The sequence below is a fragment of the Paenibacillus sp. FSL L8-0502 genome, assembly GCF_038593055.1.
Taxonomy (GTDB): domain Bacteria; phylum Bacillota; class Bacilli; order Paenibacillales; family Paenibacillaceae; genus Paenibacillus; species Paenibacillus polymyxa_D.
In genome coordinates this window covers 5,116,055-5,142,060 of record NZ_CP151958.1, presented here as the reverse complement: position 1 = coordinate 5,142,060, position 26,006 = coordinate 5,116,055, and the positions used below count along the sequence as shown (strand labels likewise).

The 26,006-nt window shown below is 44.2% G+C and carries 17 protein-coding genes; 11 read left to right on the top strand and 6 right to left on the bottom strand.

Features of this window, described 5'->3' with window-relative positions; genetic code table 11:
- Nucleotides 1–96: 96 nt before the first annotated feature.
- Together NSQ57_RS22490 and NSQ57_RS22485 are read left to right on the top strand one after the other, a co-directional pair.
- Nucleotides 97–4,161 (top strand): glycosyl hydrolase, encoded by a 4,065-nt coding sequence (locus NSQ57_RS22490; protein WP_342425318.1) that lies wholly within the window; start codon nucleotides 97–99, stop codon nucleotides 4,159–4,161.
- A gap of 272 nt (nucleotides 4,162–4,433) precedes the next feature.
- Nucleotides 4,434–4,796 carry a hypothetical protein gene (locus NSQ57_RS22485; protein ID WP_029514544.1) on the top strand — a complete coding sequence of 121 codons (363 nt, stop codon included), beginning with the start codon at nucleotides 4,434–4,436 and terminating at the stop codon, nucleotides 4,794–4,796.
- Nucleotides 4,797–4,856: 60 nt separating this feature from the next.
- On the opposite strand, the gene NSQ57_RS22480 is transcribed toward NSQ57_RS22485, so the two are convergent.
- Both NSQ57_RS22480 and NSQ57_RS22475 read right to left on the bottom strand, forming a co-directional pair.
- Nucleotides 4,857–5,993, bottom strand: coding sequence for a DUF4179 domain-containing protein (locus NSQ57_RS22480; RefSeq protein WP_029514543.1), 1,137 nt, complete (start codon nucleotides 5,991–5,993; stop codon nucleotides 4,857–4,859).
- Nucleotides 5,965–6,540 carry an RNA polymerase sigma factor gene (locus tag NSQ57_RS22475; protein WP_342425317.1) on the bottom strand — a complete coding sequence of 192 codons (576 nt, stop codon included), beginning with the start codon at nucleotides 6,538–6,540 and terminating at the stop codon, nucleotides 5,965–5,967. The genes NSQ57_RS22480 and NSQ57_RS22475 overlap by 29 nt, the downstream gene beginning before the upstream one ends.
- 296 nt (nucleotides 6,541–6,836) lie before the next feature.
- On the opposite strand from NSQ57_RS22475, the gene NSQ57_RS22470 reads away from it, so the two are divergent.
- A complete protein-coding gene (locus NSQ57_RS22470; RefSeq protein WP_342425316.1) occupies nucleotides 6,837–8,234 on the top strand; it encodes a helix-turn-helix transcriptional regulator in 1,398 nt (465 codons plus the stop codon).
- Nucleotides 8,235–8,487: 253 nt separating this feature from the next.
- On the opposite strand, the gene NSQ57_RS22465 is transcribed toward NSQ57_RS22470, so the two are convergent.
- A complete protein-coding gene (locus tag NSQ57_RS22465; RefSeq protein ID WP_342425315.1) occupies nucleotides 8,488–8,880 on the bottom strand; it encodes a helix-turn-helix transcriptional regulator in 393 nt (130 codons plus the stop codon).
- Between the two features lie 255 nt (nucleotides 8,881–9,135).
- On the opposite strand from NSQ57_RS22465, the gene NSQ57_RS22460 reads away from it, so the two are divergent.
- Together NSQ57_RS22460 and NSQ57_RS22455 are read left to right on the top strand one after the other, a co-directional pair.
- Nucleotides 9,136–10,545 (top strand): DNA-binding protein, encoded by a 1,410-nt coding sequence (locus NSQ57_RS22460; protein WP_340957038.1) that lies wholly within the window; start codon nucleotides 9,136–9,138, stop codon nucleotides 10,543–10,545.
- A gap of 214 nt (nucleotides 10,546–10,759) precedes the next feature.
- Nucleotides 10,760–10,987 (top strand): aspartyl-phosphate phosphatase Spo0E family protein, encoded by a 228-nt coding sequence (locus tag NSQ57_RS22455; protein ID WP_023990607.1) that lies wholly within the window; start codon nucleotides 10,760–10,762, stop codon nucleotides 10,985–10,987.
- Nucleotides 10,988–11,222: 235 nt separating this feature from the next.
- Here NSQ57_RS22455 and NSQ57_RS22450 read toward each other — a convergent pair whose 3' ends face one another.
- The gene (locus NSQ57_RS22450; protein WP_342425314.1) at nucleotides 11,223–12,038 is read right to left on the bottom strand and encodes a flagellar motor protein MotB; all 816 of its coding nucleotides are present in this window, start codon (nucleotides 12,036–12,038) and stop codon (nucleotides 11,223–11,225) included.
- Entirely contained in the window at nucleotides 12,022–12,849 is an 828-nt protein-coding gene (locus tag NSQ57_RS22445) for a flagellar motor protein (RefSeq protein ID WP_029514537.1), read from the bottom strand. The genes NSQ57_RS22450 and NSQ57_RS22445 overlap by 17 nt, the downstream gene beginning before the upstream one ends.
- Before the next feature lie 208 nt (nucleotides 12,850–13,057).
- Between NSQ57_RS22445 and uvrB the strand changes: the two genes are divergently transcribed.
- The 3 genes from uvrB to NSQ57_RS22430 all read left to right on the top strand — a co-directional run bounded on the left by uvrB (nucleotide 13,058) and on the right by NSQ57_RS22430 (nucleotide 19,700).
- Nucleotides 13,058–15,049, top strand: coding sequence for an excinuclease ABC subunit UvrB (gene uvrB / locus NSQ57_RS22440; RefSeq protein ID WP_029514536.1), 1,992 nt, complete (start codon nucleotides 13,058–13,060; stop codon nucleotides 15,047–15,049).
- Between the two features lie 172 nt (nucleotides 15,050–15,221).
- Nucleotides 15,222–18,083, top strand: a complete 2,862-nt coding sequence (uvrA, locus tag NSQ57_RS22435; RefSeq protein WP_029514535.1) for an excinuclease ABC subunit UvrA — start codon at nucleotides 15,222–15,224, stop codon at nucleotides 18,081–18,083.
- A 405-nt stretch (nucleotides 18,084–18,488) separates the two neighbouring features.
- A complete protein-coding gene (locus NSQ57_RS22430; RefSeq protein WP_029514534.1) occupies nucleotides 18,489–19,700 on the top strand; it encodes a hypothetical protein in 1,212 nt (403 codons plus the stop codon).
- 113 nt (nucleotides 19,701–19,813) lie between these two features.
- Here NSQ57_RS22430 and NSQ57_RS22425 read toward each other — a convergent pair whose 3' ends face one another.
- Nucleotides 19,814–21,439: a nitrite/sulfite reductase gene (locus tag NSQ57_RS22425; RefSeq protein WP_342425313.1), complete on the bottom strand. Its 1,626-nt coding sequence runs from the start codon at nucleotides 21,437–21,439 to the stop codon at nucleotides 19,814–19,816.
- A gap of 359 nt (nucleotides 21,440–21,798) precedes the next feature.
- On the opposite strand from NSQ57_RS22425, the gene NSQ57_RS22420 reads away from it, so the two are divergent.
- From NSQ57_RS22420 to NSQ57_RS22410, 3 genes are all read left to right on the top strand, one after another.
- Nucleotides 21,799–23,043, top strand: a complete 1,245-nt coding sequence (locus NSQ57_RS22420) for a trypsin-like peptidase domain-containing protein (protein ID WP_029514532.1) — start codon at nucleotides 21,799–21,801, stop codon at nucleotides 23,041–23,043.
- Between the two features lie 49 nt (nucleotides 23,044–23,092).
- Nucleotides 23,093–25,006 (top strand): stalk domain-containing protein, encoded by a 1,914-nt coding sequence (locus NSQ57_RS22415; protein ID WP_165146332.1) that lies wholly within the window; start codon nucleotides 23,093–23,095, stop codon nucleotides 25,004–25,006.
- Between the two features lie 194 nt (nucleotides 25,007–25,200).
- Nucleotides 25,201–25,641, top strand: coding sequence for a GNAT family N-acetyltransferase (locus NSQ57_RS22410; RefSeq protein ID WP_039271408.1), 441 nt, complete (start codon nucleotides 25,201–25,203; stop codon nucleotides 25,639–25,641).
- Nucleotides 25,642–26,006 lie beyond the last annotated feature (365 nt).

Below are 26,006 nucleotides of genomic sequence, written 5' to 3'. Positions count from 1 at the left end.
GAACGATAAACTCGTTTGGAATCAGGAGCCTTAAAGCCTTGTAGAGCGGCACTCGTATGGGTGCCGCTCTTTTCAAACTTAAAGGAGGAAAGCGGCATGAAGGAGAAAAATAGTAGTGGTATTTGGTCCAAACGTTCCAAATGGCTGCCGGTCGTCATGGCATGCACGATTATAGTAGGGGGGGCTCTACCGACTCCAACTGTAGTTCACGGTCAAACGGCAAAGACCGTTACCATTAAAGTCGATACATCCAAGGATCGTAAGCCGATTAGCCCTTATATTTACGGTACGAATCAGGAATTGGCAGGCGATGAGAATCTGACTGCCAGACGACTTGGTGGCAATCGAATGACCGGATATAACTGGGAAAACAATATGTCCAATGCAGGAAGTGACTGGATGCAGTCCAGCGATAGCTATTTATGCGACAACGCCGGATTGACAAAAGCCGAATGTGAAAAGCCAGGTGCGGTGGCAACCTCGTTTCACGATCAATCGCTGAAGCAGGGCACATATTCTTTAGTCACGCTGCCGATGGCTGGTTATGTGGCCAAGGATGGAAACGGAAGTGTGCAGGAAAGTGAAAAGGCCCCTTCTGCTCGTTGGAATCAGGTCGTAAACGCTAAAAATGCGCCGTTCCAACTACAGCCTGATCTGAATGACAATCAGGTTTATGCGGATGAATTCGTCAACTTTTTAGTGAAAAAGTACGGCGTTGCTTCAACAAAGACGGGAGTGAAAGGATATGCGCTCGACAATGAACCCGCTCTCTGGTCGCACACGCATCCGCGCATTCATGGTGAAAAGGTCGGAGCCAAAGAGTTGGTAGACCGGTCGGTAAGTTTATCCAAAGCTGTTAAAGCGGTTGACGCGGGTGCGGAAATTTTTGGGCCCGTTCTTTACGGTTTTGGCGCCTATACAGATCTTCAAACCGCACCTGATTGGAACTCTGTAAAAGGCAACTACAGCTGGTTCGTGGACTATTACCTGGATCAAATGCGCCTTAGCTCGCAAGCTGAAGGCAAGAGATTGCTGGATGTTTTCGACGTCCACTGGTATCCCGAAGCGATGGGCGGAGGCATACGAATTACGAATGAGGTAGGCAATGACGAAACGAAGAAAGCCAGAATGCAGGCGCCTCGTACTTTGTGGGATCCGACCTACAAGGAAGATAGCTGGATCGCTCAATGGAACAGTGAATTCTTGCCTTTATTGCCTCGATTAAAGCAGTCGGTGGATAAGTATTACCCGGGAACCAAGCTGGCTTTGACTGAGTATAGCTATGGCGGCGAAAATGATATTTCTGGCGGTATCGCTATGGCCGATGTGTTGGGCATCTTGGGCAAAAACGACGTTTATATGGCAAACTACTGGAAGTTAAAGGAGGGTGCCAACAACTACGTTAGTGCCGCTTACAAGCTTTATCGCAATTATGACGGAAAAAGCTCTACTTTCGGTGATATCAGCGTTAACGCGCAAACGTCGGATATTGTTAATAGCTCGGTGCATGCTTCCGTAACAGATGCATCCTACAAAGAACTGCACCTCGTTGTCATGAATAAAAGCATGGACAGCGCATTCGGCGCCCAATTTGATCTTTCCGGCGAGACGACTTACGGTTCCGGTAAAGTATGGGGCTTCGACAAAAATAGCTCGCAAATTAAGGAATCCGCACCAATCACGCAAATTTCAGGCAACCGCTTTACCTATACAGTACCACCATTGACGGCTTATCATATCGTCTTGACTGCTGGCAATGATACGTCTGTGCCACCTGTGGAAGGTCCTGAAAGCTTTGCGCTGAGGGCTGAGGCTGGCGATGGGAAAGTCGATTTATCCTGGGACGCTTCCAGCGGAGCTGTAGGGTACAGTGTACAGCGGGCTACGTATGAAAACGGTCCTTTTACTGCTGTAGCATCCAACTTGGTCGAAACGTCTTATACAGATACCAACGTAACGAACGGCACTTCTTATTATTATAAAATAACCGCAAAAACAAAGGCGGGAATAAGCGAATCCAATGTTTTGAAAGCGGTTCCTCGAGCGCCTGTAGACGGATCCAATCGCTATGAAGCCGAAGAGGGCACGCTGAAGGGAACCATTGTGGAATCCAGCGGGACTGGCTTCTCAGGTACTGGTTATGTAACTAATTTCCACAATCCGGGGGATTCCCTGGCGATGACGATTCAGGCAGAGGCGGCAGGCTTGTACAATCTTACAATCGGCTACCGTTCTCCTCATGATGACAAACGCACGAACTTCTCTTTAAACGGCAAAGCGTCTGGCGAGCTGATACTTTCGAAATCGGCTGATTTTAAAGAGACTTCCGGTGGTAAGGTTCTGTTGAATGCAGGGGCCAATACGATCGGTTTTGAAACAGGCTGGGGCTGGTATGATATCGACTATGTCAAGCTGGAGCCAGCTACTGACCGTCCACCGCATGCGGTAACCAAAACGCTCATTAGTCCGAATGCGACGATAGAAGCAAGAGCATTGATGAACTACCTGGTTGATCAATACGGGAAGAATATGCTCTCTGGTCAGGAGGAGATAAACGAAATTGATTGGCTTCAAGCCAATGTAGGTAAAAAACCAGCAATTGCAGCGCTTGACCTGATCGACTATTCGCCAAGCAGAGCGGAACACGGTCTTAGTTCCACAGAGACGGAAAAGGCGATTGCATGGGATAAGCAAGGGGGCATTGTTACCTTTGCATGGCATTGGAACGCACCGAAAGGTCTGATCGATACGCAGGGAAAAGAATGGTGGAGAGGCTTTTATGCCGATTCAACTACATTCGATATCGAATATGCGATGAATCATCCAGAGTCCGAAGATTATACATTGCTTATTCGCGACATCGATGTAATTGCGGGGCAATTGAAGAAGTTGCAGGATGCGAAAGTTCCTGTGCTGTTCCGTCCTTTGCACGAAGCGGAAGGCAAATGGTTCTGGTGGGGCGCCAAAGGCCCTGAGCCTGTTAAAAAATTGTATATTTTGATGCATGACCGTTTGACGAATGTGCACAAACTGAACAATTTGATTTGGGTATGGAATTCTGTTGCTCCGGATTGGTATCCGGGAGATGAGTATGTGGATATTTTGAGCTTTGACTCTTATCCGCAAGCAGGCGACTACAGCCCGCAGATTGCAAAATACGAAGACCTTGTTACATTGGGCAAGGACAAAAAGTTAGTTGCCATGAGCGAAAACGGACCTATCCCGGACCCTGATCTGATGAAGGCGTATCAAGCCCATTGGAGCTGGTTCGCTACATGGTATGGGGATTTCCTGAGAGACGGCAAACAAAACAGTCTGGAGCATCTGAAAAAAGTGTATAATCATCCGAACGTCATTACGCTTGAAAAGCTCCCGACTAACTTAAAAACGTATGGCATTACCGAGCAACCATCAGTACCGGGCAGCTTCACGCTGAACGCAGCGGGCGAAACGGCGAAAGTAAAGCTGAGCTGGACAGCATCGGCGAATGCCGCAAGCTATGAAGTGAAGCGTTCGACGGCTGAAAACGGTACGTTCGCCACCGTAGCGAGCGATGTATACGAAAGCAGCTACACCGACACAGCCGTAACGGCAGACACGATATACTATTACCAAGTCGTAGCGAAGAACGATGCAGGTCAAACGCTTTCGAACACGGCTAGCGCAGCACCGAAAGCGGATACTCAGCAGCCGACAACGGGACTGGTGCTCCAGTATCGCACAGCGGATACAAATGTGAACGACAATCACTTGAACCCGCATTTCCAAATTGTAAACAAAGGTACAGCCTCCGTACCGATCAACGAGTTGAAAATTCGCTACTACTACACGATCGACGGTGACCGTGAGCAGACATTCAACTGCGACTATGCAATGCTGAGCTGCTCAAAGCTGAATGGTAAACTGGTTAAAATGGATAAGGCTGCAACCGGTGCTGATTATTATTTGGAAGTCAGCTTCAACTCAGATGCAGGCGTGTTAGCACCTAGAGGAAGCACGGGCGGAATTCAAACTCGTATTCATAAAACAGACTGGTCGAACTATAACGAAAGTGACGATTACTCGTATAAAGGCACGCAAACTTCATTCGCCGATCATACGAAAGCTACGTTGTATCATAATGGGGTACTTGTTTGGGGAACCGAACCGACAGCTAATTAAAATGATATAAATACTATCGCTGAAATGAGCAGGGGGATTTGTATCCTACCTGCTCATTTTTTTATACGAGAAGCCATCTATATGATTATTTTGTAAAAAATGAAATGATATGTTTATTTCTATTCTTTTTGTAACATATCAAGAATTAGAATGGAATTAATTAGAAGGAAGGGGGTTGGAAAATGTAACAGAAACGTAGCCACAGACATAAAGCAAGGTGTTTAGTAGCTTAAGAACTTTTAAAGAAGACTATTAAAGAGGAGAAATGACAAATGAAAAAAGCAATCTTAGCACTATCAATTTCCGCGTTAGCTTTATCTTTAGGGGGAGTAGCTTCGGCTTCACCAGTAAGTTCAACAATATCTGTTGGAGCTCCAGCGAAAGTAACCGTAACCTTTAGTCCTGCCAATGGAGAAAAGCCACCTATTACAAAGCAAGATACTCCCCCACTTAAATTAGGTATAGGTAGCTCATATGCTATGGAAGGTTCTAACTGGATGATTTTGTATGGAAGTGATGTTGTCGAACTTCATGGAAATAAAGCTAAGATGATCGGTTATGGAACAGCCCAAGTAGCCGCATATAAATCTAATGGAGACAAGCTTGGAGTTTATACTTTTGATGTTAGAAGATAGATAGTACTTATATGCAGTGAAGGAGGTGAAGTACGCTTCACTTCCTTCACTTATTTATTATCATGGATTAATCGGGTAAGTAATCTCTAGATCAGGGAAATACTCTATTTTTGGATTTCCATCTTTGTCTAATTCAAATTTGCTCTTATCATCTTTTCTTAAGATAACCTTGTCGACCTTTATAGTAATTGATTTGGGGAGAGAGGTGAAAGGTTCAAAACGTGAATCAGTTATCAGAACGTTTCCATCCGTAGCACTCCAACCGTTGTTGCTTATAAATTTTAGTTGTTTTCCTTTATCATCGTAAATTTCATACTCCAAAAAAGGAAGTGACGAAATTTTCGAATTAGTAGGTAGCTTTATGCGAGTAGTGATGCTGGTTGTAATCGGTGTGAGCTCAACTTTTTCTAGGGTATAGTCAATGTTTGAATACTTTCGCTTAAGAGACGGTGTAAAAACCAAGTTATTCTTGGTGTTCTTTTCCACAGGAATTTCTATTTTAAATGGTTGCTTAATGCCGGAGACAGGCATGGAGACTGTTAAATTAAACTTATCTGGGAAAGGCTTCCCTCCCTGGTTACGTAAATCTGAAAATTGTATAATTGTTGAATTAGAATTTTTCCCAGGTATCGTATAAGGATCAATGGAGTTGCTAGTGTTAGCAGGTGCATAAGAGTGTATGTCTTCTCCATTAATGGAAAGTATTAAATCATCAAGTAATAAGGGTAATTCGGTGTTTAAAAATCTTTTGTCAGTGGTTTGCCGTTCTAAGGCAATGGATATACGTGTTCCATCAAACATAACTTCCGGTACGCTGAGAGTCAGGCCATCGTGAGTGTCACTAAGATTTGGTTTGGATAGTAGCCCTTTTTCGTCCGCTGTTTGTAAACCAAGATCACCAGCTAGCTGGAATATAGAATTCATACCTGGAACTTGTTTTAAGGATGCAGCCATTGTTGGTGAAATGAATCCAGTACTAACGACAAGTGTAAACGCCATTACAAGTGCAGCAGAGGCTCCGAAAAAGGCATTGCGAACTCTTTTTGAACGAGAGTTAGAGCGCTTATAACGTCTTGTTTTCATATTGCTATAGCGTTCCATAGTTCTATCTATTAAATCCACTTGTAATGGAGTATTCCGAATAAGCTTTTGTAAGTGCTCGATTTCTTTATCTTCCGGGTTTAAATGAATGCTCAATTTGTTTTCCTCCCTTTTCATTGTAGTTAATTAGCTTTTTACGGAGTCGCTCATATCTTTTTCGGATCGTGGATGATTTCAGTCCCATAATTGTAGCAATCTCTTCGTAGTTGTAATCCTCAAGCGAACGTAATAATAAAATCTGGCGATCTTTTAATGTTAGCTGGTCCAGTAACTCGTGAATTAAATTTGTATATTCATGTATGGGTTGTTGCTTTAGGTTCAGTTTGTACTGAATGAAGGATTTGAATGTTCTAGCGTTTCTTTTTAATAAGTCAGTGCAGTGATTTTGAGCGATTTTGTAAAGCCAAGCTGAAAAAGAAACTGTAGGTACGAACTGACGGATGTGCTCAAGCCCTTTGATGAATATTTCTTGAGCGGCATCTTCTGCTTCTTCCTGATTTTTAAGTAAGTAGTAGCAATATAAAAAGATCTGTTGTTGATAACGCCGTATGATATGTGTGTATGCTTGTTTGTCGCCTGCTTGGATCTGCTCTATGACAAGATTGATATCTGTGTCTTGATTATTTGCATGTAGTTTTTCCATTAACGTCCCTCCCTTCTGCCTATATAACTGAAAAAGATATACATTTGTGACATTCAAATAAAAAAACTTGAAGTTTGTTTTTAATGGTTCTCCAGATGTACCTCATTTAACTTTTCAATTATCACGGAATTCGTAAAAAAAAGGCTTCTTTCTAAGGCATCATAAAATAAAATGACTTTATAGACCATATATTTCACTATTTTAATTATTTTGTAATGAAATGAAGTTCTTACGACCGAAATCACATGTTAAGTATGACTTACGATATAACTGCAACTATATTGAGGGGGATTGAAATGAAACATACACCTACGATCCGCTCGACGATAGAGACCGAACTCAAGCAAAGGGGATATACATTTAGCAGCTTTAGTAAAATATCTGGTATTAACCGTGGTACATTCAGTACCATGCTGAACAGTAACCCACCCAAGCCAATCTCCGTTCGGCAGATGGACTTGATCACTAAGGCATTAGGGTATCCCGAAGGCTGGTTGTATGAGTTGTACATAGATGAATGCTTTTACGAAGGGAAAGGGCACTGGAAACGGATCAAACCTTTTTTATTGCGTTGTGTAGAGTTAGGAAAGGGAGACTGTATTCAAAAGGTATTGACGAGACTAACGGAGGATTTGTTCTATGTGTCGACAATATTTGAGCTTGCAGAAGAACTACACGAAGTAGGTAAGCAAAAGGAATCTATCCCCTTTTACGAGTGTGTAATAGAAAATGAAAGGTATTACCACTCGGAGCGCTTGGCCATTAGTCAATACAGATTGTTTTGTTACTCGCTTACTGAAGATTTAGAAAGCAGCTTAAAAGCTGCTATTAAATTCGATCCATTTCGCAAAAGCTTGCCAGAGAATCATCAGTTGGATGGATTATTGAAGTTAACCAATGTTTATTTCAACACAAGTAATTGGGAGATTGCGATAAAGTATGCGAAAGAACTTCGGACACTGGCTATAAGTGTCTATCATCAGCAAGTTTATAGTTGTTCGAAAAATAGGAAACTGGATAACATCAATAGTGAGAAGCCCCTTGTCGTATACTATGGTCTAGGGTATTTATTGCACGGGAACGCGTTGGAGAATCAAGGAATGTATGAAGAGGCTTTAAAATTCATTCCCTATTATGAAGATTTGTCATGGTTTGAGGGATTGGATGAAAATGGTCTACAAGGGGTGAAAATGCTCCAATTATGGGCAAAGGCTAATCTTCTTAATTTAAAAGTTTTAATTGGAGATGTCAGCAGCTTAGCAGCTTATGTCGAGCTTATACAGCAAAATCCCCAAGAAATTTCTCATGGTCTAATTACCATTATAGAGTCGGCAAACAAGTATAATTTCTCTTTAGAAGATGTCCTAGATGTTTTCTCTGACGAAATTGCTGATTATAAGAAATTCGTCTCAACACCATCACACTATCAAATAAGTACTCTTTTATGGAATTATTCCCGCGTGTATCTGGAACTTGCGCGTTACTATTTCAACATAGGCAGATATTCAGAAGCTATTGACAATATAATAAAAAGCCTTAGGGTATCCACTCAGTTAAATACGAAGAGTAATTTTATTAAAGGAGTAACCTTGTTATTCGAAAAACTAACAGGCCATATTACACATGAACAACTTGCAGAATATGAAAAAGTGCTTGAAGAAGTGCGTTATGGTATGAAGCAAATGGTTCTCTAAACTAATTTGAACAGTCTCAAAGTATCCTCACAGTTGAATGATAAGGCTTACTATATCAAGTCTATCACGTTATTGTTTGAGAAATACAAAAACCATTCGACACATGAACAACGGGCAGAATATAAAAAGTACTTAAAGCTGTCGAATATAACATTAAGCAAATGACGCCTTAAAACTCAAAAGGGCTATGTACATTTCTACTATAGGTAGAGAAACATAGCCTTTTTTGACATTTAAAGAGTATGGTGCACGGCTAATTCTGAGAATTTAATTTCTCATTAGCATCCGAATCACCTGAGTTACTCACTAAAAGCTCACTCTCTGACGAGAAAAGTTCCTTCAATATGCGATAAGCTTTATTTTGCCCCGCTTCATTCTGCTGGGAAAGGATATGAATGCATTCCCAAATCCAAGGCTGGCTTTTGAGTTCTTCATATGGATTATAGTCAAAAAATGCGAATACATTTGTGTCCAGCGCCTCTGCTATTTTCTCCAATGTCTTGATCTGCACATTGACCTCACCGCGCTCCAACTTGCCGATATAGGAACCTGTTGAATCGGATGCTTCTGCTAACTGTTCTTGTGTAATACCCTGCAATTTTCGAAATTGGCGAATTTTCGTTCCTATAAGTTTCGTCGTTTCCATAGACCTCCACACTCCTATAGTATGAGTGTAGACAAAGCCAGATCAGGCGTGGAGGTAATTGTATTGCCTAAATTGTTATATATTTAGTTTTTGTGAGAACTATTTAATAAACATCAAATTCCATAATATAATAAAACAGTGTAGAAAAGGGGTTGACCATCATCCAATTTATTCATATAATTTCTAGTATATTGTAATTGATTGTCGAGGAGGGTGATTTTTTAAAATCATCTGAATATGCCGGGGGTGTTTTTATTGGAAAATGCAACCACGATTCGTTCGGAAATTGAGAAAGAATTAAAACTTGGTGGCTACACGTTTAATAGTTTTGGACAAGCTACGGGGCTTAACCGGGGTATATTTAGTGCGATGCTTAACGGAAATCCACCTAAACCTATATCTGTAAGACAAATGGACTTGATTACCAAAGCCTTTAATTATCCAGAGGGCTGGTTGTATGATCTGTATGTGGATGAATGTTTTTATGATGGAAGACCACATTGGAAAAGGGTCAAGCCGTTCCTGATTCGTTGTGTCGAAGTGGGAAACCTGCGATGTGTTGAGAAAGTGCTTTCACGCTTAATGGAGGATCTTAACCACATTCCAACAATCTTTGCTTTGGCAGAGGAGCTTTATGAAGAAGGGAAGTTACAAGAGGCAATTCCTTTCTATGAATGTGTCATTGAAAATGAGAAATACCAACATTCCGAGAGATTGGCTATCAGTCACTATAGAATTTTTTCAATATCTGTTAGTGAAAATATGAAGATAAATTTGGAAGCCGCCTTAAGATTTGTACCCTTTAGGAATCGGGTACCCTTAGATTATCATTTAGATGGTCTGCTTAAACTGTCAAATCTTTATTACAACTTGCATCATTGGAAAGAAGCAGAGCGTTATGCAGATGAATTAAGAGCGCTTGCAACTATTGTATGTAAAAGTAGAGAAACTAATAAAAAGAATTCTACATTGAAAACTGAGAGACATTTAGTGGTCTACTATGGTCAAGGTTACTTGACGAAGGGAAATGCGTTGGAAAAGCAAGGGAAATACGAAGAGGCCATGCAGTTTATTTCTGGCTATGCTGATTTGAGTTGGTTTGAAGATTTAGGGGAAATTGGACAAAAAGAAGTGCAAAGGTTCACACTTTGGGCAAATGTTAATCAACTTAACTTGAATATTCTTATGGGTGATACAAGTAGTTTGCCAATGTATATTCAATTTCTTAAAAGTAACCCACCCGAGATTTTGTTGGGTTTATTAACGATAGTAGAGTCGGCTAACAAGTATGGTTTTTTGATAGAACATATTCTACAGCAGTTTTCTAACGAACTGATGTCCTTTAATACTGAATTATCTGTTGGTACGAGTTATTATAAGCAGTCATTTAGTTATGACACTTATGCTGATTTGTGTTACCAACTGGCCATATATATGTTTAATAACCTTTTCCATGAGAAAGGTGTTTATTATATTTTAAAAAGCTTAAGAAAATATCTTGAAATCAATAACAAAGAAAAGTGTATGGTCTGTACAGCTTTGTTCGAAAGATTCAGACTTGAGGCCACGAAAGACCAAAAAGCAGAATATGAAAGTATCATGGAGGAGGTTTTAATCAATGCAAGTAAAAAACCTGAAATACATGCTAATTATAGGGCTTTTTAGTTTCTTTGAATTGTCCCATACTATTACTGTTTTTGGACATGGAACTGGAGCTTAATAGTTATCAAGTTATCAAAAAAGCCAATTCCTATGGATTGGCTTTTTTGGTTCATCCCGTTAAAGGGATGAATTGGGTTTTATTATATTTTTAACCTGTAGGGAAGGTATCAGCTTGTAAACTAATGTAAATACCACACCGAACAGGAGGTTTATTGATGTGAAATGGAAACAATTGGAGGAATGCATCGAAGAAAAGCGGAAGGAACTAAATGATTTGGCGAATGAGGTGGGATTGAAGGATCGGCGGGTGTTAATCAAGTCCATGGAGTTAGATCGACTTCTTAATAAATACAGCGACTGGAAATATAGCTATCGTAGACAACAGAGCATCCCCCAAAGTTCACAAATACAAGAGAAGCAACACGAGCTTGTCCTATCTTATTAATCTTCAAGCATCATGACAAGATAGAATCTAACTTCACCAGGGCTTCTAATACATAGTGGGATATAGAATAAACAAAATAATCTCTATTGCATCTCGTACGCTGCTCTTATCCACGTTGTTCGTACGGTTTATTGTTCTGCGTCTACATCAGGCGGAAGCCATGTATTAATGATGAATATGTATCAAAAAAACCTCCCGATTCACGTTATTACGTGACTCAGGAGGTTTTTGGGTTTTACTGTTGAAGTTGGCGTAGTACGGTGATTTCGACACGGCGGTTTTTTTGTCGTCCAGCTTCGGTGCTATTGTCACCAACCGGTCGGGTATCTGCATAACCTGCATACTGAAATCCTGTGGGTGAAAGTTGCTCTCGGTCGAGAAAGAATCGGAGTACAGACAGTGCCCGTGCGCCGGAAAGCTCCCAGTTATCCTTATACATCGATGAGTTTGATGAGCGAGTGAACGGAATGTTGTCCGTATGGCCCTCAATGCTAATCGGTGTTTTCAAATCTCGAAATAGACTGGCCAACTTGGATAACGTGTTTGCAGAACCCTGCTTGAGTGCCGCTCTGCCTTGGTCAAATAGAAAGCGGTCATTCAGCGTAATGACAATACCACGCGGCTGGTCTGACACAAAAATCTGATTTTCCAGTTTGTTGTCCGTAATATATTCTTGAATGACACCCATTAAATTTTGCAGCTCTTTTTCCTGCGTGCGGAATGCTTGTTCACGTTCGGTAAGCTTTGTCGATCCGGTTTCCTTTTTATCGGCTGCTGGTTGCTTGGTCGTGGGTGGATTCTTGCTGGTATAACGATCGGCAGTACCTGTAATGCCCGAGCCTTGCTCCAAAATAGAATCTCCCTTGTGGAACGTATCCTGAAGGGATTGAACAACGACATCGTATTTTTTAGCATCCAAACTACTCATGGCATACATCACAACGAAAAATATGAGCAGCAGGGTGATTAGATCGGCATAGGTAATCATCCAGCGGTCACGATGGTCTCCGCCGCCTCCTTGACCCCCACGGCGCTTACCGCGCGTTCTCATGGAAGTCCTCCTTTGGAGATGCGTCCTCAGTGCGTGAGCGACGAGGCGGTTTGCGATCTATATTTTGCTCTGAGCGGATAAAGAACTCCAACTTTTTGCGTACAAGCTTTGGATTCTCTCCGTTTTGGATAGCCAGAATACCTTGCAGCAGCAAATCCATCGTGATAATTTCACTCTCACTGGCTGCTCTTATTTTGGATGCGATGGGCAGAAAGATCAGATTGGCGCTAGCAACGCCGTATAGGGTTGCGATAAAGGCAACAGCAATGGACGGACCAAGCGCAGTAGGCTCGGTCAGGCTGCCCAGTACATGGATTAGGCCCATAACCGTACCGATAATCCCCATCGTAGGGGCATAACCGCCTGCGGATTCAAATATTTTGGCGTACCCTTCATGTTTGTGTTCAATGGCATCTAACTCAAGCTCTAAGATCTGTTTGATCTGTTCCTGCTCGGTGCCGTCGATGACCAACTGAAGACCTTCGCGCAAAAATGCATTCGGATGCTCTGATGAAATACGCTCTAGCGCAAGCACACCGGATCGGCGTGAGGTGGCAGCCATGGAAACCAAATCTTCTATATATTGCTCCGTAGGATTGTCCTCACGGCTAAATGCCATCCGTAGAGCGGTGGGGATCGTCTTCAGCTTGGAAGCGGGGTAGCTGATCACAACTGCGGCGAAAGTTCCCCCAAATACAATGAGAGCCGATGTACCTTGAAGCAGCCCGGTAAATTCGCCGCCTTCCCATAAGAAGCCACCGATTAATGCTATGATTCCTGCGATGATGCCCAATACGATGGTGATATCCAAAATTTAATTCACTCCTATTCAAGACTTATCGTTTGCATCCGCAGTAAGAAAGAGGTATAATACGGGAACAAACATTCTTATCCAACCATATTTCCCAAGTATCATTGCTCGGGAAATATCGACATAGAGTTACAGGTAAAGACGTTAAAGCTCGACTGGTGTAAAATCATGATGTTTCCATTTTAGACGATAAGGGTGATGCAGGGCAATGAGTGATATCGTTGTTAGCGATAAGACTTTTGAAATTCAGTCGGAATTCCAACCTCAAGGCGATCAGCCCCAGGCCATTTTTGAATTGGTAGAGGGAATTGCAGAAGGAAAGAAGCATCAAACGCTATTGGGTGCTACGGGAACAGGTAAGACGTTTACCATCGCACAAACCATTGCCAAGTTAAATCGGCCTACGCTGGTTATTGCACATAATAAGACTTTGGCTGCTCAACTGGCGAGTGAGTTTAAAGAATTCTTTCCGAATAACTCCGTCGATTATTTTGTCAGCTACTATGATTACTATCAACCGGAAGCATATATCCCGTCTTCCGATACGTATATTGAGAAGGATTCCAGCATCAATGAGGAGATTGATAAACTTCGCCACTCAGCGACAAGCTCTCTGTTTGAGCGTCGTGACGTTATTATTGTAGCGAGTGTCTCCTGCATTTATGGTTTGGGTTCGCCGAAAGAATATTCAAGCCTGCTGCTTTCGCTTAGAGTTGGCATGGAGAAACCCCGCAATCAGATTTTGTCCCGCTTGGTCGATATTCAATATCAGCGGAACGATATCAACTTCGTGCGGGGTACTTTCCGTGTACGGGGGGATGTTGTTGAAATATTCCCGGCTTCCCATGGGGAACATGCTATACGTGTAGAACTATTCGGGGATGAAATTGAACGAATTACCGAGATTAATGTGCTTACAGGTGAATTGATCGGTGAACGTGATCATATTGCTATTTTCCCGGCATCTCACTTCGTTACTCATGAGGATACGATGAAGGTAGCATTGGTCAACATTGAACGTGAGCTTGAAGAGCGGTTAGCAGAGTTGAAGGAGCAAGGGAAGCTGTTAGAAGCGCAACGTTTGGAGCAACGTACCCGCTATGATATCGAGATGATGAAAGAGGTTGGTTTTTGTTCCGGTGTCGAGAATTATTCAGGTCCACTGACATTCCGTGAGCGAGGAGCAACACCATATACGCTAATGGATTATTTCCCGGATGATATGCTGATCGTCATTGACGAGTCCCATGTTACATTGCCGCAGATTCGTGCCATGTATAACGGTGACCAAGCACGTAAGAATGTACTGGTGGATCATGGTTTTCGTTTGCCGTCTGCATTGGATAATCGCCCGTTGAAGTTTGAAGAGTTTGAGGACAAGGTAAGTCAGATTATCTATGTATCAGCTACTCCAGGACCCTATGAGATGGAGAAGTGCGAAACGATGGTGCAGCAGATTATTCGTCCTACCGGGCTTCTTGATCCGATTATTGAGGTGCGTCCGAGCAAGGGGCAGATTGACGATCTTATTAATGAAATACGGCTTCGCATAGAACGTGAAGAACGGGTGCTGGTGACCACACTTACGAAGAAGATGTCCGAAGATTTGACTGACTATTTAAAAGAAGTAGGCATCAAGGTCCGGTATATGCACTCCGAGATTAAGACGTTGGAGCGGATGGCTATTTTGCGGGATCTTCGTCTAGGGACCTTCGACGTGCTAATCGGGATCAATCTTTTGCGGGAGGGTCTTGATTTGCCGGAAGTATCTCTGGTCACGATTTTGGATGCAGACAAAGAAGGCTTCCTGCGTTCTGAGCGCTCTCTGATACAGACAATCGGACGGGCAGCACGGAACAGTGACGGTCGTGTTATTATGTACGGCGATAAGATTACCGATTCTATGGATAAAGCGATAAAGGAAACGGAACGTCGGCGTGCGATTCAAATTCAGTATAATGAAGAACATGGGATTACCCCGCAAACCATACGTAAAAAGATTCGTGATGTTATTGAAGCAACTAAGGTGGCAGAATCGAAGAATGATTACCTTCCTAATGAGACGGGTAAACTTTCCAAGAAGGAGCGCCAATCACTCATTCAGCGTCTGGAAGCAGAGATGAAAGACGCCGCCAAGAACCTACAGTTCGAGCGGGCAGCCGAGCTGCGTGATGCTTTGCTGGAGTTGCGAGCTGATTAAACATTGAGAATAAGCTAGAAGCAAAACATATGAAAATAAAATGTTTGATTGCTTTGCTTTTAAAAATAGTGAGGGCGGCCTATGTGGTCGTTCTCTTTGCGATATATCACTTCCATGGGATAATCCAATGCGATATAGCATGACGTGAACTACGGCTAAGGAGATGAAACATTTGGCGAATGAAAGCATCATCATCAAAGGCGCACGCGCGCATAATCTCAAAAATATTGACGTGACGATTCCACGGGACAAGTTCGTCGTCCTGACAGGGCTTAGCGGCTCAGGTAAATCGTCGCTGGCTTTCGATACGATCTATGCGGAAGGGCAGCGGAGGTATGTGGAATCTTTATCTGCGTATGCCCGTCAATTTCTCGGGCAAATGGAGAAGCCGGACGTTGATTCGATTGACGGTCTGTCTCCTGCCATTTCCATTGACCAAAAAACAACAAGTCGGAATCCGCGTTCTACTGTCGGAACAGTTACCGAAATCTATGACTACCTGCGGTTGTTGTTTGCCCGGGTGGGTCATCCTCATTGTCCTGAACATGGCATTGAAATCACGTCACAGACCGTCGAACAGATGGTAGACCGCATTTTGCAGTATCCTGAGAAGACACGACTGCAAATCCTAGCTCCATTGGTATCGGGTCGCAAAGGTGAGCATAAAACACTGTTTACGGATATAGCCAAGCAGGGCTTTGTGCGGGTACGTGTGAATGGCGAACTGCGTGAATTGTCTGAGAAGATTGAGTTGGAAAAGAATAAGAAGCACTCGATTGAAGTGGTCGTAGACCGCATCGTTGTCAAGGAAGATGTGCGTGCGCGTCTGTCTGACTCTATTGAGACGGCATTGAATCTTTCAGGCGGGCAGTTGCTTGTAGACATTATGGGGCAAGAGGAGTTGCGGTTCAGCTCCAACTTTGCATGTCCTATTTGTGGATTCAGCATAGATGAACTGTCTCCGCGGATGTTTTCCTTTAATAGTCCGTTCGGCGCTTGCCCGGATTGCGATGGGTTAGGAGTTAAAATGGTGGTTGACCCTGATTTGCTCATTCCCGATCCTGAAAAAAGTGTGGAAGATGGGGCGTTTCAGGCTTGGAGTGGGGGAACTTCCACTTATTATCCTCAATTTTTACAGTCAGTATGCGAGCACTACGGTATTCCACAGGACATTCCTGTTAGTCAATTGACGACAGAACAAATGAACCTCATTTTACATGGAACGGGTGAGCAGAAGATCCGTTTCCGCTATGAAAATGATTTTGGTCAACGTAAGGAAGCCTATGTGACCTTTGAGGGGATTATCCCCAACTTGGAGCGTCGGTATCGTGATACGGCTTCTGAGGGCATACGTGAATTTATTGAAGGCTTTATGAGTGCAAAGCCATGTAACACCTGTAAGGGACATCGACTGAAAAAAGAAAGCCTGTCGGTAACCATTCAAGAGCGCAATATTGCTTATGTAACAGCCCTGTCTATCGGTGAAGCCTCAAACTTTTTCCATACACTGGAGCTGAGTGAGAAGGAGAAGTCGATTGCCAATCTCATTTTAAAAGAAATTAACAGCCGACTGGGATTCCTCGTTAACGTGGGTCTGGAATACCTGACTTTAAGCCGTGCGGCAGGCACGTTGTCAGGCGGTGAGGCACAGCGTATCCGATTGGCGACACAGATCGGGTCCAGTCTGATGGGTGTGCTTTATATTTTGGACGAGCCTAGTATCGGGCTGCATCAGCGAGATAATGATCGTCTGATTAGTGCTTTGGAGCATATGCGGAATCTTGGCAATACCTTGATCGTGGTGGAGCATGATGAAGATACGATGATGGCGGCGGACTATATCATTGATATCGGGCCGGGAGCTGGAATCCACGGTGGGATGATTATGTCGCAGGGGACCCCGCAGGAAGTTATGGAAGACCCGAATTCCTTAACCGGGCAGTATTTGAGCGGACGCAAGTTCATTCCGGTCAATACCGAGCGGCGCAAGCCTGCTGATAAGTGGCTGGAGATTCGCGGAGCCAAGGAGAACAATCTCAAAAATGTGAATGTCAAAATTCCGTTGGGTGTTTTCTCGGCTGTTACTGGTGTATCCGGCTCTGGAAAGTCGACGCTGGTCAACGAAATTTTGTACAAAACGTTGGCGCGTGATCTGAACCGGGCGAGAGTGCGTCCAGGGCAGCACAAAGAAATTCGCGGGCTAGAGCATATCGAAAAGGTTGTTGAGATCGATCAATCGCCAATTGGCCGTACACCGCGTTCCAATCCTGCAACGTATACTGGTGTATTTGATGATATCCGTGACTTATTCTCGCAGACGAACGAGGCCAAAGTACGAGGCTACAAGAAAGGCCGCTTTAGCTTTAACGTTAAGGGAGGTCGTTGTGAAGCTTGTAGAGGCGACGGCATCATCAAGATTGAGATGCATTTTCTGCCAGATGTGTATGTTCCATGTGAAGTGTGCAAAGGCAAGCGTTACAACCGGGAGACCCTGGAGGTTAAATACAAAGGAAAAAGTATTGCCGATGTGCTGGAGATGACGGTAGAGGATGCGACGGAGTTTTTTGAAAATATTCCGAAGATTCATCGCAAGATCCAGACGCTGATGGATGTAGGTTTGGGGTATATCAAGCTGGGTCAGCCTGCGACTACCTTGTCTGGCGGTGAAGCACAGCGTGTGAAGTTGGCCTCCGAATTGTATCGTCGCAGCACAGGCAAAACCATTTATATTTTGGATGAACCGACAACTGGTCTGCATGTTCACGATATTGATCGATTATTGACGGTGCTGCATCGTTTGGTTGATTCAGGAGAGACGGTGCTGGTCATTGAGCATAATCTGGATGTGATTAAAACAGCCGATTATCTGATTGATTTGGGACCGGAAGGCGGAAGTGGCGGTGGAACGATCTTGGCTACCGGGACACCGGAGCAACTCGTGAAAGTCGAAGAATCCTATACAGGTCGATACTTAAAGCCGATCCTTGAACGGGATACAGAGCGTAGCCAAGCGCTTCAGACAGTCGATCTATAGATATCGTTTAACGTACGCTTTAAAAGCCCTGCACAGGCAGGAAGGCAGAATACGAACTACTGTATTTATGCCTTCGCCTTGGCAGGGCTTTATTTTTTTTGTAAAAAAAGAAAACTTTTATCAAATTCCTGCGTTAAAGCATGTGACACGTAGTTTACCAAGCGCTGGGATAATAAATCTATACGTATATTCATCGACAGAAAGTCTCTGAGTAGTCTCTAAATTTTGGAGTTTTGGATGTTTAGGTTCGGACTTGAAGAGGTAAATATATAAATCGTCATAGCATCATACAAAGTTCCGTGCCCACGTGACACCATTACAAGTTGAAGCGAAACCGTCTCTAGTTTTATCACATCTAAGGTTCATACAACATCTCTGAGGAAGTCATGAAGGGAGCTGGAACGCTTGAAGGTTAAGCAAAGTAGAGTTTTACGTACACGTGTGTATACATGGGCAGCAGGAGCTGCTTTGGCGGCATGCTTGATGGGATATAGTGCTGCACCGTCCTATGCCTCCGAGGTGTCCGAGGCGTTTGTGCCCAAACAAGCCGAAATCGAAACAAGTGCGGCCATTGGCAGTATTAAGGATTTAGGAAACGCTCACAATTACATTCAACCCACAGCAAATGGTGGGTTTTTAACGCTGAACGTCGAGGACGATACAGAAGCAAGTGTAGTACACGTCACATATGGCAAGCTGGACAGTTCTGTGGAGGCTGTATGGAAACATCAGCAGGATCTGAACGTACAGCCTGGAACAAGCAGCAGGGGAGTCCAGCGGGAGACGTCGGATGGTGGCTTGCTGTTTCTGATTGAATATACAAAACCGAACGGAATACGAGAGTTGCAGGCTTCACGATTGGACGAGGATGGAAACACCTTGTGGTCCAAAACATTACCCACAGATGGCTTGATATCTCATGGGGAGGATTCTCAGGTTGGCTTGGAGCCACTGGAGGATGGCGGTTTCCTGGTCTCCTATCTGAACCTTGCGGAACAGTCCTTCACTGTACTCAAATACACTGAAACTGGCGATATACAATGGAATCGAACGACGGCCGGAGTGACCTCGGGTTGGCTGGTCGGCAGTCACAATGGATATTATGCGCTTTTGAACAGCTCAGATGGTCCCGTGGGGGTACAAGCAGATGTATATGGTCGCGATATCCGTGACATCCATCTGGACTTGGGATCAGGTAAAGAAATTGCCGCAGTACGTGAGTTGCCGAGCGGTCATATTGCTGTAACAGGGCTTAAAGGAAACAGCAAGCGTACACAGGTGCTAAGTAATAGTCTGCAATTATTTAGCAATACAGCGGACTACGGGGCTGACCAGGTGTATCTGCCTGAGGAGCAGCTGTATGTCCAGTTCAGTGATCAATATGATCCACTGGGGAAAACGACGAAGATGCATGGCATCACCATTACAGGCTTGAAAGAAAACGGTACGAAGGTGTGGGAAACGAGGACTCATTATAAGGAGGACAATTCCTTCGGCATCCGGTATGATACGGGATTGATATATAAGATACCTTCAGGCTACGCGGTGGTGACATCTACAACAGGCGCTCATAAACCGACAGTGCTTGATTTTGCGAAAATATTGATACCGGAGTAATCCGGTGTCTTTTTTTTGTGAAAGTGAGGGAGACGATATTGCGGGGCTGTATGGCGATAAGAAACAGCCTGCTTGTATATGGGATACAAGCAGGCTGTTAATAGGCTCTATATTTAGGATGCAACGTGGCTGGACTGTAAAATGGCAGACAGCTTTTCCTGGAAAGTCGGAATACCTACACGCTGTACATATGCGTAAAAGCTTTCGCCAGCGCTCCTGTTTTCTTTGTAGAACAGAATGAGCTCCGCCAGCACAGGTCCAACCTGATCCCCACGTACGCGACCTTTGAGCGCCTTGTTAAACTGGGCGCCTGCCCCAAGCGCTCCGCCGACAGCGATGTCGAACGCGTCGACCAAGCCTTCCGGTGTCTTTATGAGCGAGCCTTGCAGACCGATGTCCGCAATATGCTTTTGACCGCAGGAATTTGGGCAACCGATAAAATGAATGCGCACCTTTTCATCCAATTGTACGTGCTGATCCAAATACTCGGCAACGTCAACCGCCCGTTTTTTGGTTTCCACAATCGCCAGATTGCAAAACTCATTTCCTGTGCACGATACCGTACGACTCATAAAATGCTTGGGTCGTGGTGTCAGGCGTTGCAGCACGGGAGCTTCCAGTAGTTCATCCACTTGCTCATCCGGCACGCCGCTCAGCAAAATATTTTGCGACATCGTGGTACGAATCTGACCATCGCCATAGCGGTCAGCCAGTTCGGCCAGTTCATGCAACTCGTCAGCGCTAAGGCGACCGACAGGCACGTTCAGACCGACATAGTTCAGGCCTTTCTGGGCTTGAGGGTGCACACCGTCAAAATAGGCGGCTTGCCAGCCAATCGTTTTGTCTTCACCTCGTCCGGGCATTTCACCGATGTACTCGGTGAGCTTAGCCAGAAATTTGTCTGAGCCCCAATCGGTAACGAGGAATTTCAAGCGGGCATGGTGCCGCTTTTCCCGATAGCCGTAATCACGGAAAATGGTGGTGACAGCAATAGCAACCTTCAGTACTTCCTCTGGACGAACAAACAAATCCAGAGACTGTGCCATATGCGGCTTGGCGGACAAACCTCCACCAACCATCACATGGAAGCCGATCACTTCTTTTCCGTCGAGGATCTTGGTGGCCGGAGTGAAGGACAGGTCGTTAATTTCAGCCTGTGCATTGTTGTACGTATTACCGGAGATAGACATTTTGTACTTACGCGGCAGATTGGAGAAGTCTCGATTTAATAAGAAAAAACGGTTTACTTCATCTACAATCTCTTGGGTATCCACCAATTCATTGGGATCAATACCAGCCAGCGGATTACCGACAATGGTACGCGGGCAGTCTCCACAGGCTTCGAAGGAATACAAGTTGACTTTTTCCAGTCTTTCAAAAATATCGGGCAAGCTTTCGACTGTCAGCCAGTGGAATTGAATCGCCTGGCGAGTGGTGACGTCCACAAGACCGCGTCCGTATAGCGCGGATATGTCTGCCAGTGCATGTGCTTGTGCTGAAGTCATGATCCCTGTGTTGATGCGGACTCGCATCATGAAATGACCATCCTTGGGCTTTTGCTGATATACCCCAGCCCATTTGAAACGATCCATATCGTCCGCAGAGATCGAGTCATAGCCTTCGTTGGCATAGTTTTCAATAATGGTACGGATAACGTCGAGACCGTCCTTTTCCAGCTTGACTAACTCGAATTTGTTAAGCTTATCGGGATGAGCGTTCCAGATTGGTTCGTAGGCCATTCTTTTAACCTCCTGTAGGTGCTTATTTATACTTTAGTGTTTTGGATAGAGGACTCATGATTTTATTCTTTATTTCCGACAATAAAACTAAGATATAATGTGATGGTATCATAGTTGGTTATGCCCGTAAATGAAGGAATGACCTAAACGGTATAACGATTATTTATCGTTTTTGCTTATTTTTTTGATATAAGGATTTGGAAAATTTATAATATAAATAGCATGAGAGGACAGGGATGCAGCAAACGGCGCCTTTTAGAAAAAGATAGGGCTTAAAGCGATTGTATACGTGTCCCCTCTATGGTAGATTTGGACTAACTGATAGAACAGGGTCATGTAAGAGAGGGAATGGTGAGTATATGCGTAAGATGGGGAAAAGGGCAGTTGTTCTGGCTTTGGGCAGCGCTCTATGTGTTTCTGGTACGGCAGGTGCAGCCAGCAGTGGGACTGCGTTAAAGGCCAAAGTCATTAATGGTGGGGTCTATGTTAACGTAAGCGATATGAATAAGGCATTAGGAACCAGCGGCGCATATAACAGCGCAAATGGTACATATACGTTATCGGCCGGTCGTGTGCCGCAGGTGGTTAAAAATGTATCTCCTTCTGTGGTCGGTATTATTGGCCGTTCAGCCACGGGAGAGACCGTAGCAGGAGGAGATCGATACAACCTGGCTCACGGCACGGGTGTCATCATTCGTACAGATGGATGGATTGTGACGAATGCGCATGTTATCGAAGGATTAGGTGATGCCGTGGTCGTAACCTCGGACGGAAAATCTTACGGAATCACCGACAGCTATAGCGATCCGATCAGTGATTTGGCATTAGTTAAAATCAAGGCAAGCGGCCTCAAACCCGCTACCTTGGCAGCTTCAACGAACAGTCTACAGGTAGGGGAGCAGGTAGTGGCTATTGGTACGCCTATATCCTTTTCACTTCGCAATTCGGCAACCTCAGGTGTGGTTAGCGGGCTGAACCGTGGTGTCAACGCTGCTTATCGTTTGATCCAAAGTGATACCGCGATCAATCCTGGTAACAGCGGCGGTCCGCTGGTCAATCTCAAGGGTGAGGTCATTGGGATCAATACGATGAAATTCTCGGCGGTCGGCATTGAAAATATGGGCTTTTCGATTCCGGCGGATACGGTGAAATATGTCATCGGCCAATTTTTCAAATACGGAGAGGTTCGGCGCGCTAGTCTTGGTCTAGGGCTGGAAGAAAGCTGGTCAGCTATCGTCGGATTACCTACCGAGGATCCTTTGAAAGTTACGAAAATTACTTCAGCCAATGCCGTTCAGGCCAAAATCAAGGAAGGCGATGAGCTGTATAGTATTAACGGTAAGCGTGTAGCTTCCGCTATTGATGTCAATGAACTGCTTAAAAACTATCAACCAGGTCAAACGGTGAGTGTACTTATGCAGTCTGACGGTGATATTGTGAAGCGCAAGCTGGTACTGACACAGGATAATGGTGAAATCTATGAGTCCATTCAGTCTGGAGAAGATAGTGAAGATTCGAACGGTTCGGAAGCCGCTGAAGATGGTGGTGTAGCGCCTTCTAAGGAAGCATCGGAGCCAGCTCAAGGAGCAACTACTGGAAAGTGAACAATAATGCCTCTTGAATCTATAAAATAAAGCTAAAGGGAGATTTACTGTGAAGCATATTCAAAGAAAAATGATGCGTAAGCTGGGGGTCGGCGCTGTCGCATTGTCCCTTCTGCTTTCCGCTTTGCCAGCAGTTGCAGCAGATCATGATAAAACCATGCTGGAATTACGGTTGCAAAGCGGCAGCAATACAGCCATCGTGAACGGTCATAATGCCAATATTACGAAGCCGTATTCCAAAAGTGGTGCACTGATGGTTCCGGCTGGTGTGTTTAAAAAGGCATTTAACAGCAAAATTCGATTAGCTGAAGATAATGTGGTTAAAATCACTAGCGGAACTCATGTTGTATCGCTAACCATTGGTAGCCGTACAGCGTGGGTGAGAGGTCACAAGGTGACACTTCCAGCTCCACCGGAAATGTCATCAGGTATTCTCATGGTGCCTCTGCGTCAAGTAGCAGAAGGGCTTGGCGGTAAGTTGGAGAAGAATGGTGCCGGAATCATTATTCGGATGGAAGCACAAGAAGAGGCAGGCACGGTAGCTGAAGAGACACCGAACATTGATAATGATGAGGGTAAGACACAGATCGGGAACAGTTACTATGACTGGTCTATGAACTATCCAACAGGGCTCGTCATCGGTCAGGGAGGTGGAGATGAGAGTATTTCCACATTTATGGACGAGAACAGTGCGTATTATATGGAAGTGCACACAGCGTCACAGCCGGTTCCACTGAATGCGGACGATCTGCTGCAACAATTGGTGCAGGCAGCCAAGGAAACGGGAGAAACTGTGATCGATCGAAAATCCTTCCCGAAAGCGAAGGTACCTTATGCTCGTGTCATTACGAAGGATGGGGACGGCGTGCTGTGGGAAAATCGTCAGTACTATGACAACGGACGATTGTATGTAGTTTATTTTTCCGATGCTAAAGCAACGAATTATAAAGATCTGGCCCAGTATGCGGGACTTTTAAATTCCTTCAAGACCTCCTTTAATGCGCAGGATAAAAGTATTAAAGACTTGTCTACTGTCGTAGGAGGCACACGCGAGGCCGGGAATCCAGACTACGGTGTGTCACTCAGCATACCCGCAGGCTGGAAAATGGACGATCAACGGATGCAATATGAAAGTAATGATGGATCGAGCTTCCGTGTGAAAGTAACCTCAGCTCCAGCAGATGGAAAATTGGAGAACTGGGGCCAGCAGCTGCAAAAATGGCTGAGCGATTCATTTGTGTCCACGGCTTATGAGGCACAGAAGACGTATCCGCTGGAGGTTGCAGGCGTTCAAGGGTTAGTACAGGAGTACCGCTATAATTTTGGCGATGGATGGGTCAAAGAGTACAATGTGCTGATTCAGCAAAATGGATACCGCTACTTGGCTGAATACGCAGTGCCTGAAAAAGTAAGCAAAGGAAATGATCAGTTCAACGCGCTCATTTCCTCGCTTCAAATCGATTTTCAAACCGTAGCGAGTAACTTTGGACAGTTGGAAGAAGACGACTATTTGACAGACAAAACGAAAACGGTCAAAAAGACGTCAAAAGCCTATGAATATACAGTGAATATCCCACGATATTGGACCGCGATTAGCGATCAATTTGAATTGGGCGATGTAGAGTACCAGTTTACCGGAGGACGCTTTTCCATCAAAATCGACAACGACCAATCATTTGAACTAACGGTATCCCAGCTCAAGGACTTCTACGATAAGCAAGCAAAGAACTACAAAAACCTCAAAGTTGAGGAAGTTAAGGACGTAACATTTGCTGGTGTTCCGGCAGTGTCCTTTACATTCCATCGTATCGAGGAAGGCATTGGCTACACAGGCCACCAATTGGTTTTAGAACGTGATGGAAAAACGTATACCGTGACAACGACATTGAATGATGCGAACAACACGGCTGTACAGTCTAACGCACTGGATTCGACGTTAAATTCGTTTAATTTTGTGAAGTAAGAGGGTGTAGGTAAGAGATTAGCGAGGTTGTGGGGGAAGCGCTACGCGTGCCATTTGAGCCTACGAGCGCTGACGCTTCTTCGGATTCAAATGGCCCGCTTCACTGGCGCCCGCCAAATACCGCCAATCTTATAATGAGTGAAGTAAGCACTAGGGAAGTCGATACGGATTTCCCCGTATAGGAGGAATCCAAAATGATTACGCTAAAAGCAGTCGACAAACATAATTGGGAAGCATGTGCCGAACTTGAACCGACACCTGAGCAAAAAAGATTTATGGTATCTAACCTTTTTTCGATTGCGGAATGTCAGTTTTTAGATGGATTTTTATCTAAAGCAATTTATAATGATGACGAATTAATTGGTTTTACAATGTATGGTTTAGACCCGGATGACGGAAATTACTGGGTTTACCGATTTATGATTGACGAAAAATTTCAAGGTCAAGGTTATGGCTACAATGCGATGTTGCTGGTTATCGACGAAATAAGGAAAGCCAGTGATAGGACGGATGTTATCATGATTGGGTATAAACCAGACAATGAACTAGCTAGAAAGCTATATAGTAAATCAGGCTTCAGGGAGAAGGGAATATCACCCTGGGGAGAAATGCTTGCGAAGTATAGGTTTGCCTAGTTAATGATAGGATGACTCACCTCCAAAGCACCGTTTGACGGGATTGGAGGTGTTTTTAGTATTATTTTTTAAAGGAATCGCTTGGAAAGTGTAGAAGCTTAGGTCGCAGTCTGGTACACTAGATTAGTTACAAGATAAGAATGATTCTGCCGCAGATGTTTGTGATGCGGATTTTTTGAGTTAGATGTAATTCACGCGAGGAACCGATGGTTCAGTGTGTGGATGATCGGACAAGATGATAGAGACGGATAGGATTTAAAATATGATTCTTAGTAGGCTTCCATTCCCCTGACTAAACATGATCAGCTTTGGAATGAGTCTATGGAACATCCATGAGATTACCAAGTAAGCAGCATAGCTGCCCT

Excerpts from the sequence above, each read along its gene's own strand:
- NSQ57_RS22490 (WP_342425318.1), top strand. The coding sequence starts at position 97 with ATGAAGGAGAAAAATAGTAGTGGTATTTGGTCCAAACGTTCCAAATGG.
- NSQ57_RS22485 (WP_029514544.1), top strand. The coding sequence starts at position 4,434 with ATGAAAAAAGCAATCTTAGCACTATCAATTTCCGCGTTAGCTTTATCT.
- NSQ57_RS22475 (WP_342425317.1), bottom strand. The coding sequence starts at position 6,540 with ATGGAAAAACTACATGCAAATAATCAAGACACAGATATCAATCTTGTC.
- NSQ57_RS22470 (WP_342425316.1), top strand. The coding sequence starts at position 6,837 with ATGAAACATACACCTACGATCCGCTCGACGATAGAGACCGAACTCAAG.
- NSQ57_RS22465 (WP_342425315.1), bottom strand. The coding sequence starts at position 8,880 with ATGGAAACGACGAAACTTATAGGAACGAAAATTCGCCAATTTCGAAAA.
- NSQ57_RS22450 (WP_342425314.1), bottom strand. The coding sequence starts at position 12,038 with ATGAGAACGCGCGGTAAGCGCCGTGGGGGTCAAGGAGGCGGCGGAGAC.
- uvrB (WP_029514536.1), top strand. The coding sequence starts at position 13,058 with ATGAGTGATATCGTTGTTAGCGATAAGACTTTTGAAATTCAGTCGGAA.
- NSQ57_RS22425 (WP_342425313.1), bottom strand. The coding sequence starts at position 21,439 with ATGGCCTACGAACCAATCTGGAACGCTCATCCCGATAAGCTTAACAAA.
- NSQ57_RS22420 (WP_029514532.1), top strand. The coding sequence starts at position 21,799 with ATGCGTAAGATGGGGAAAAGGGCAGTTGTTCTGGCTTTGGGCAGCGCT.
- NSQ57_RS22410 (WP_039271408.1), top strand. The coding sequence starts at position 25,201 with ATGATTACGCTAAAAGCAGTCGACAAACATAATTGGGAAGCATGTGCC.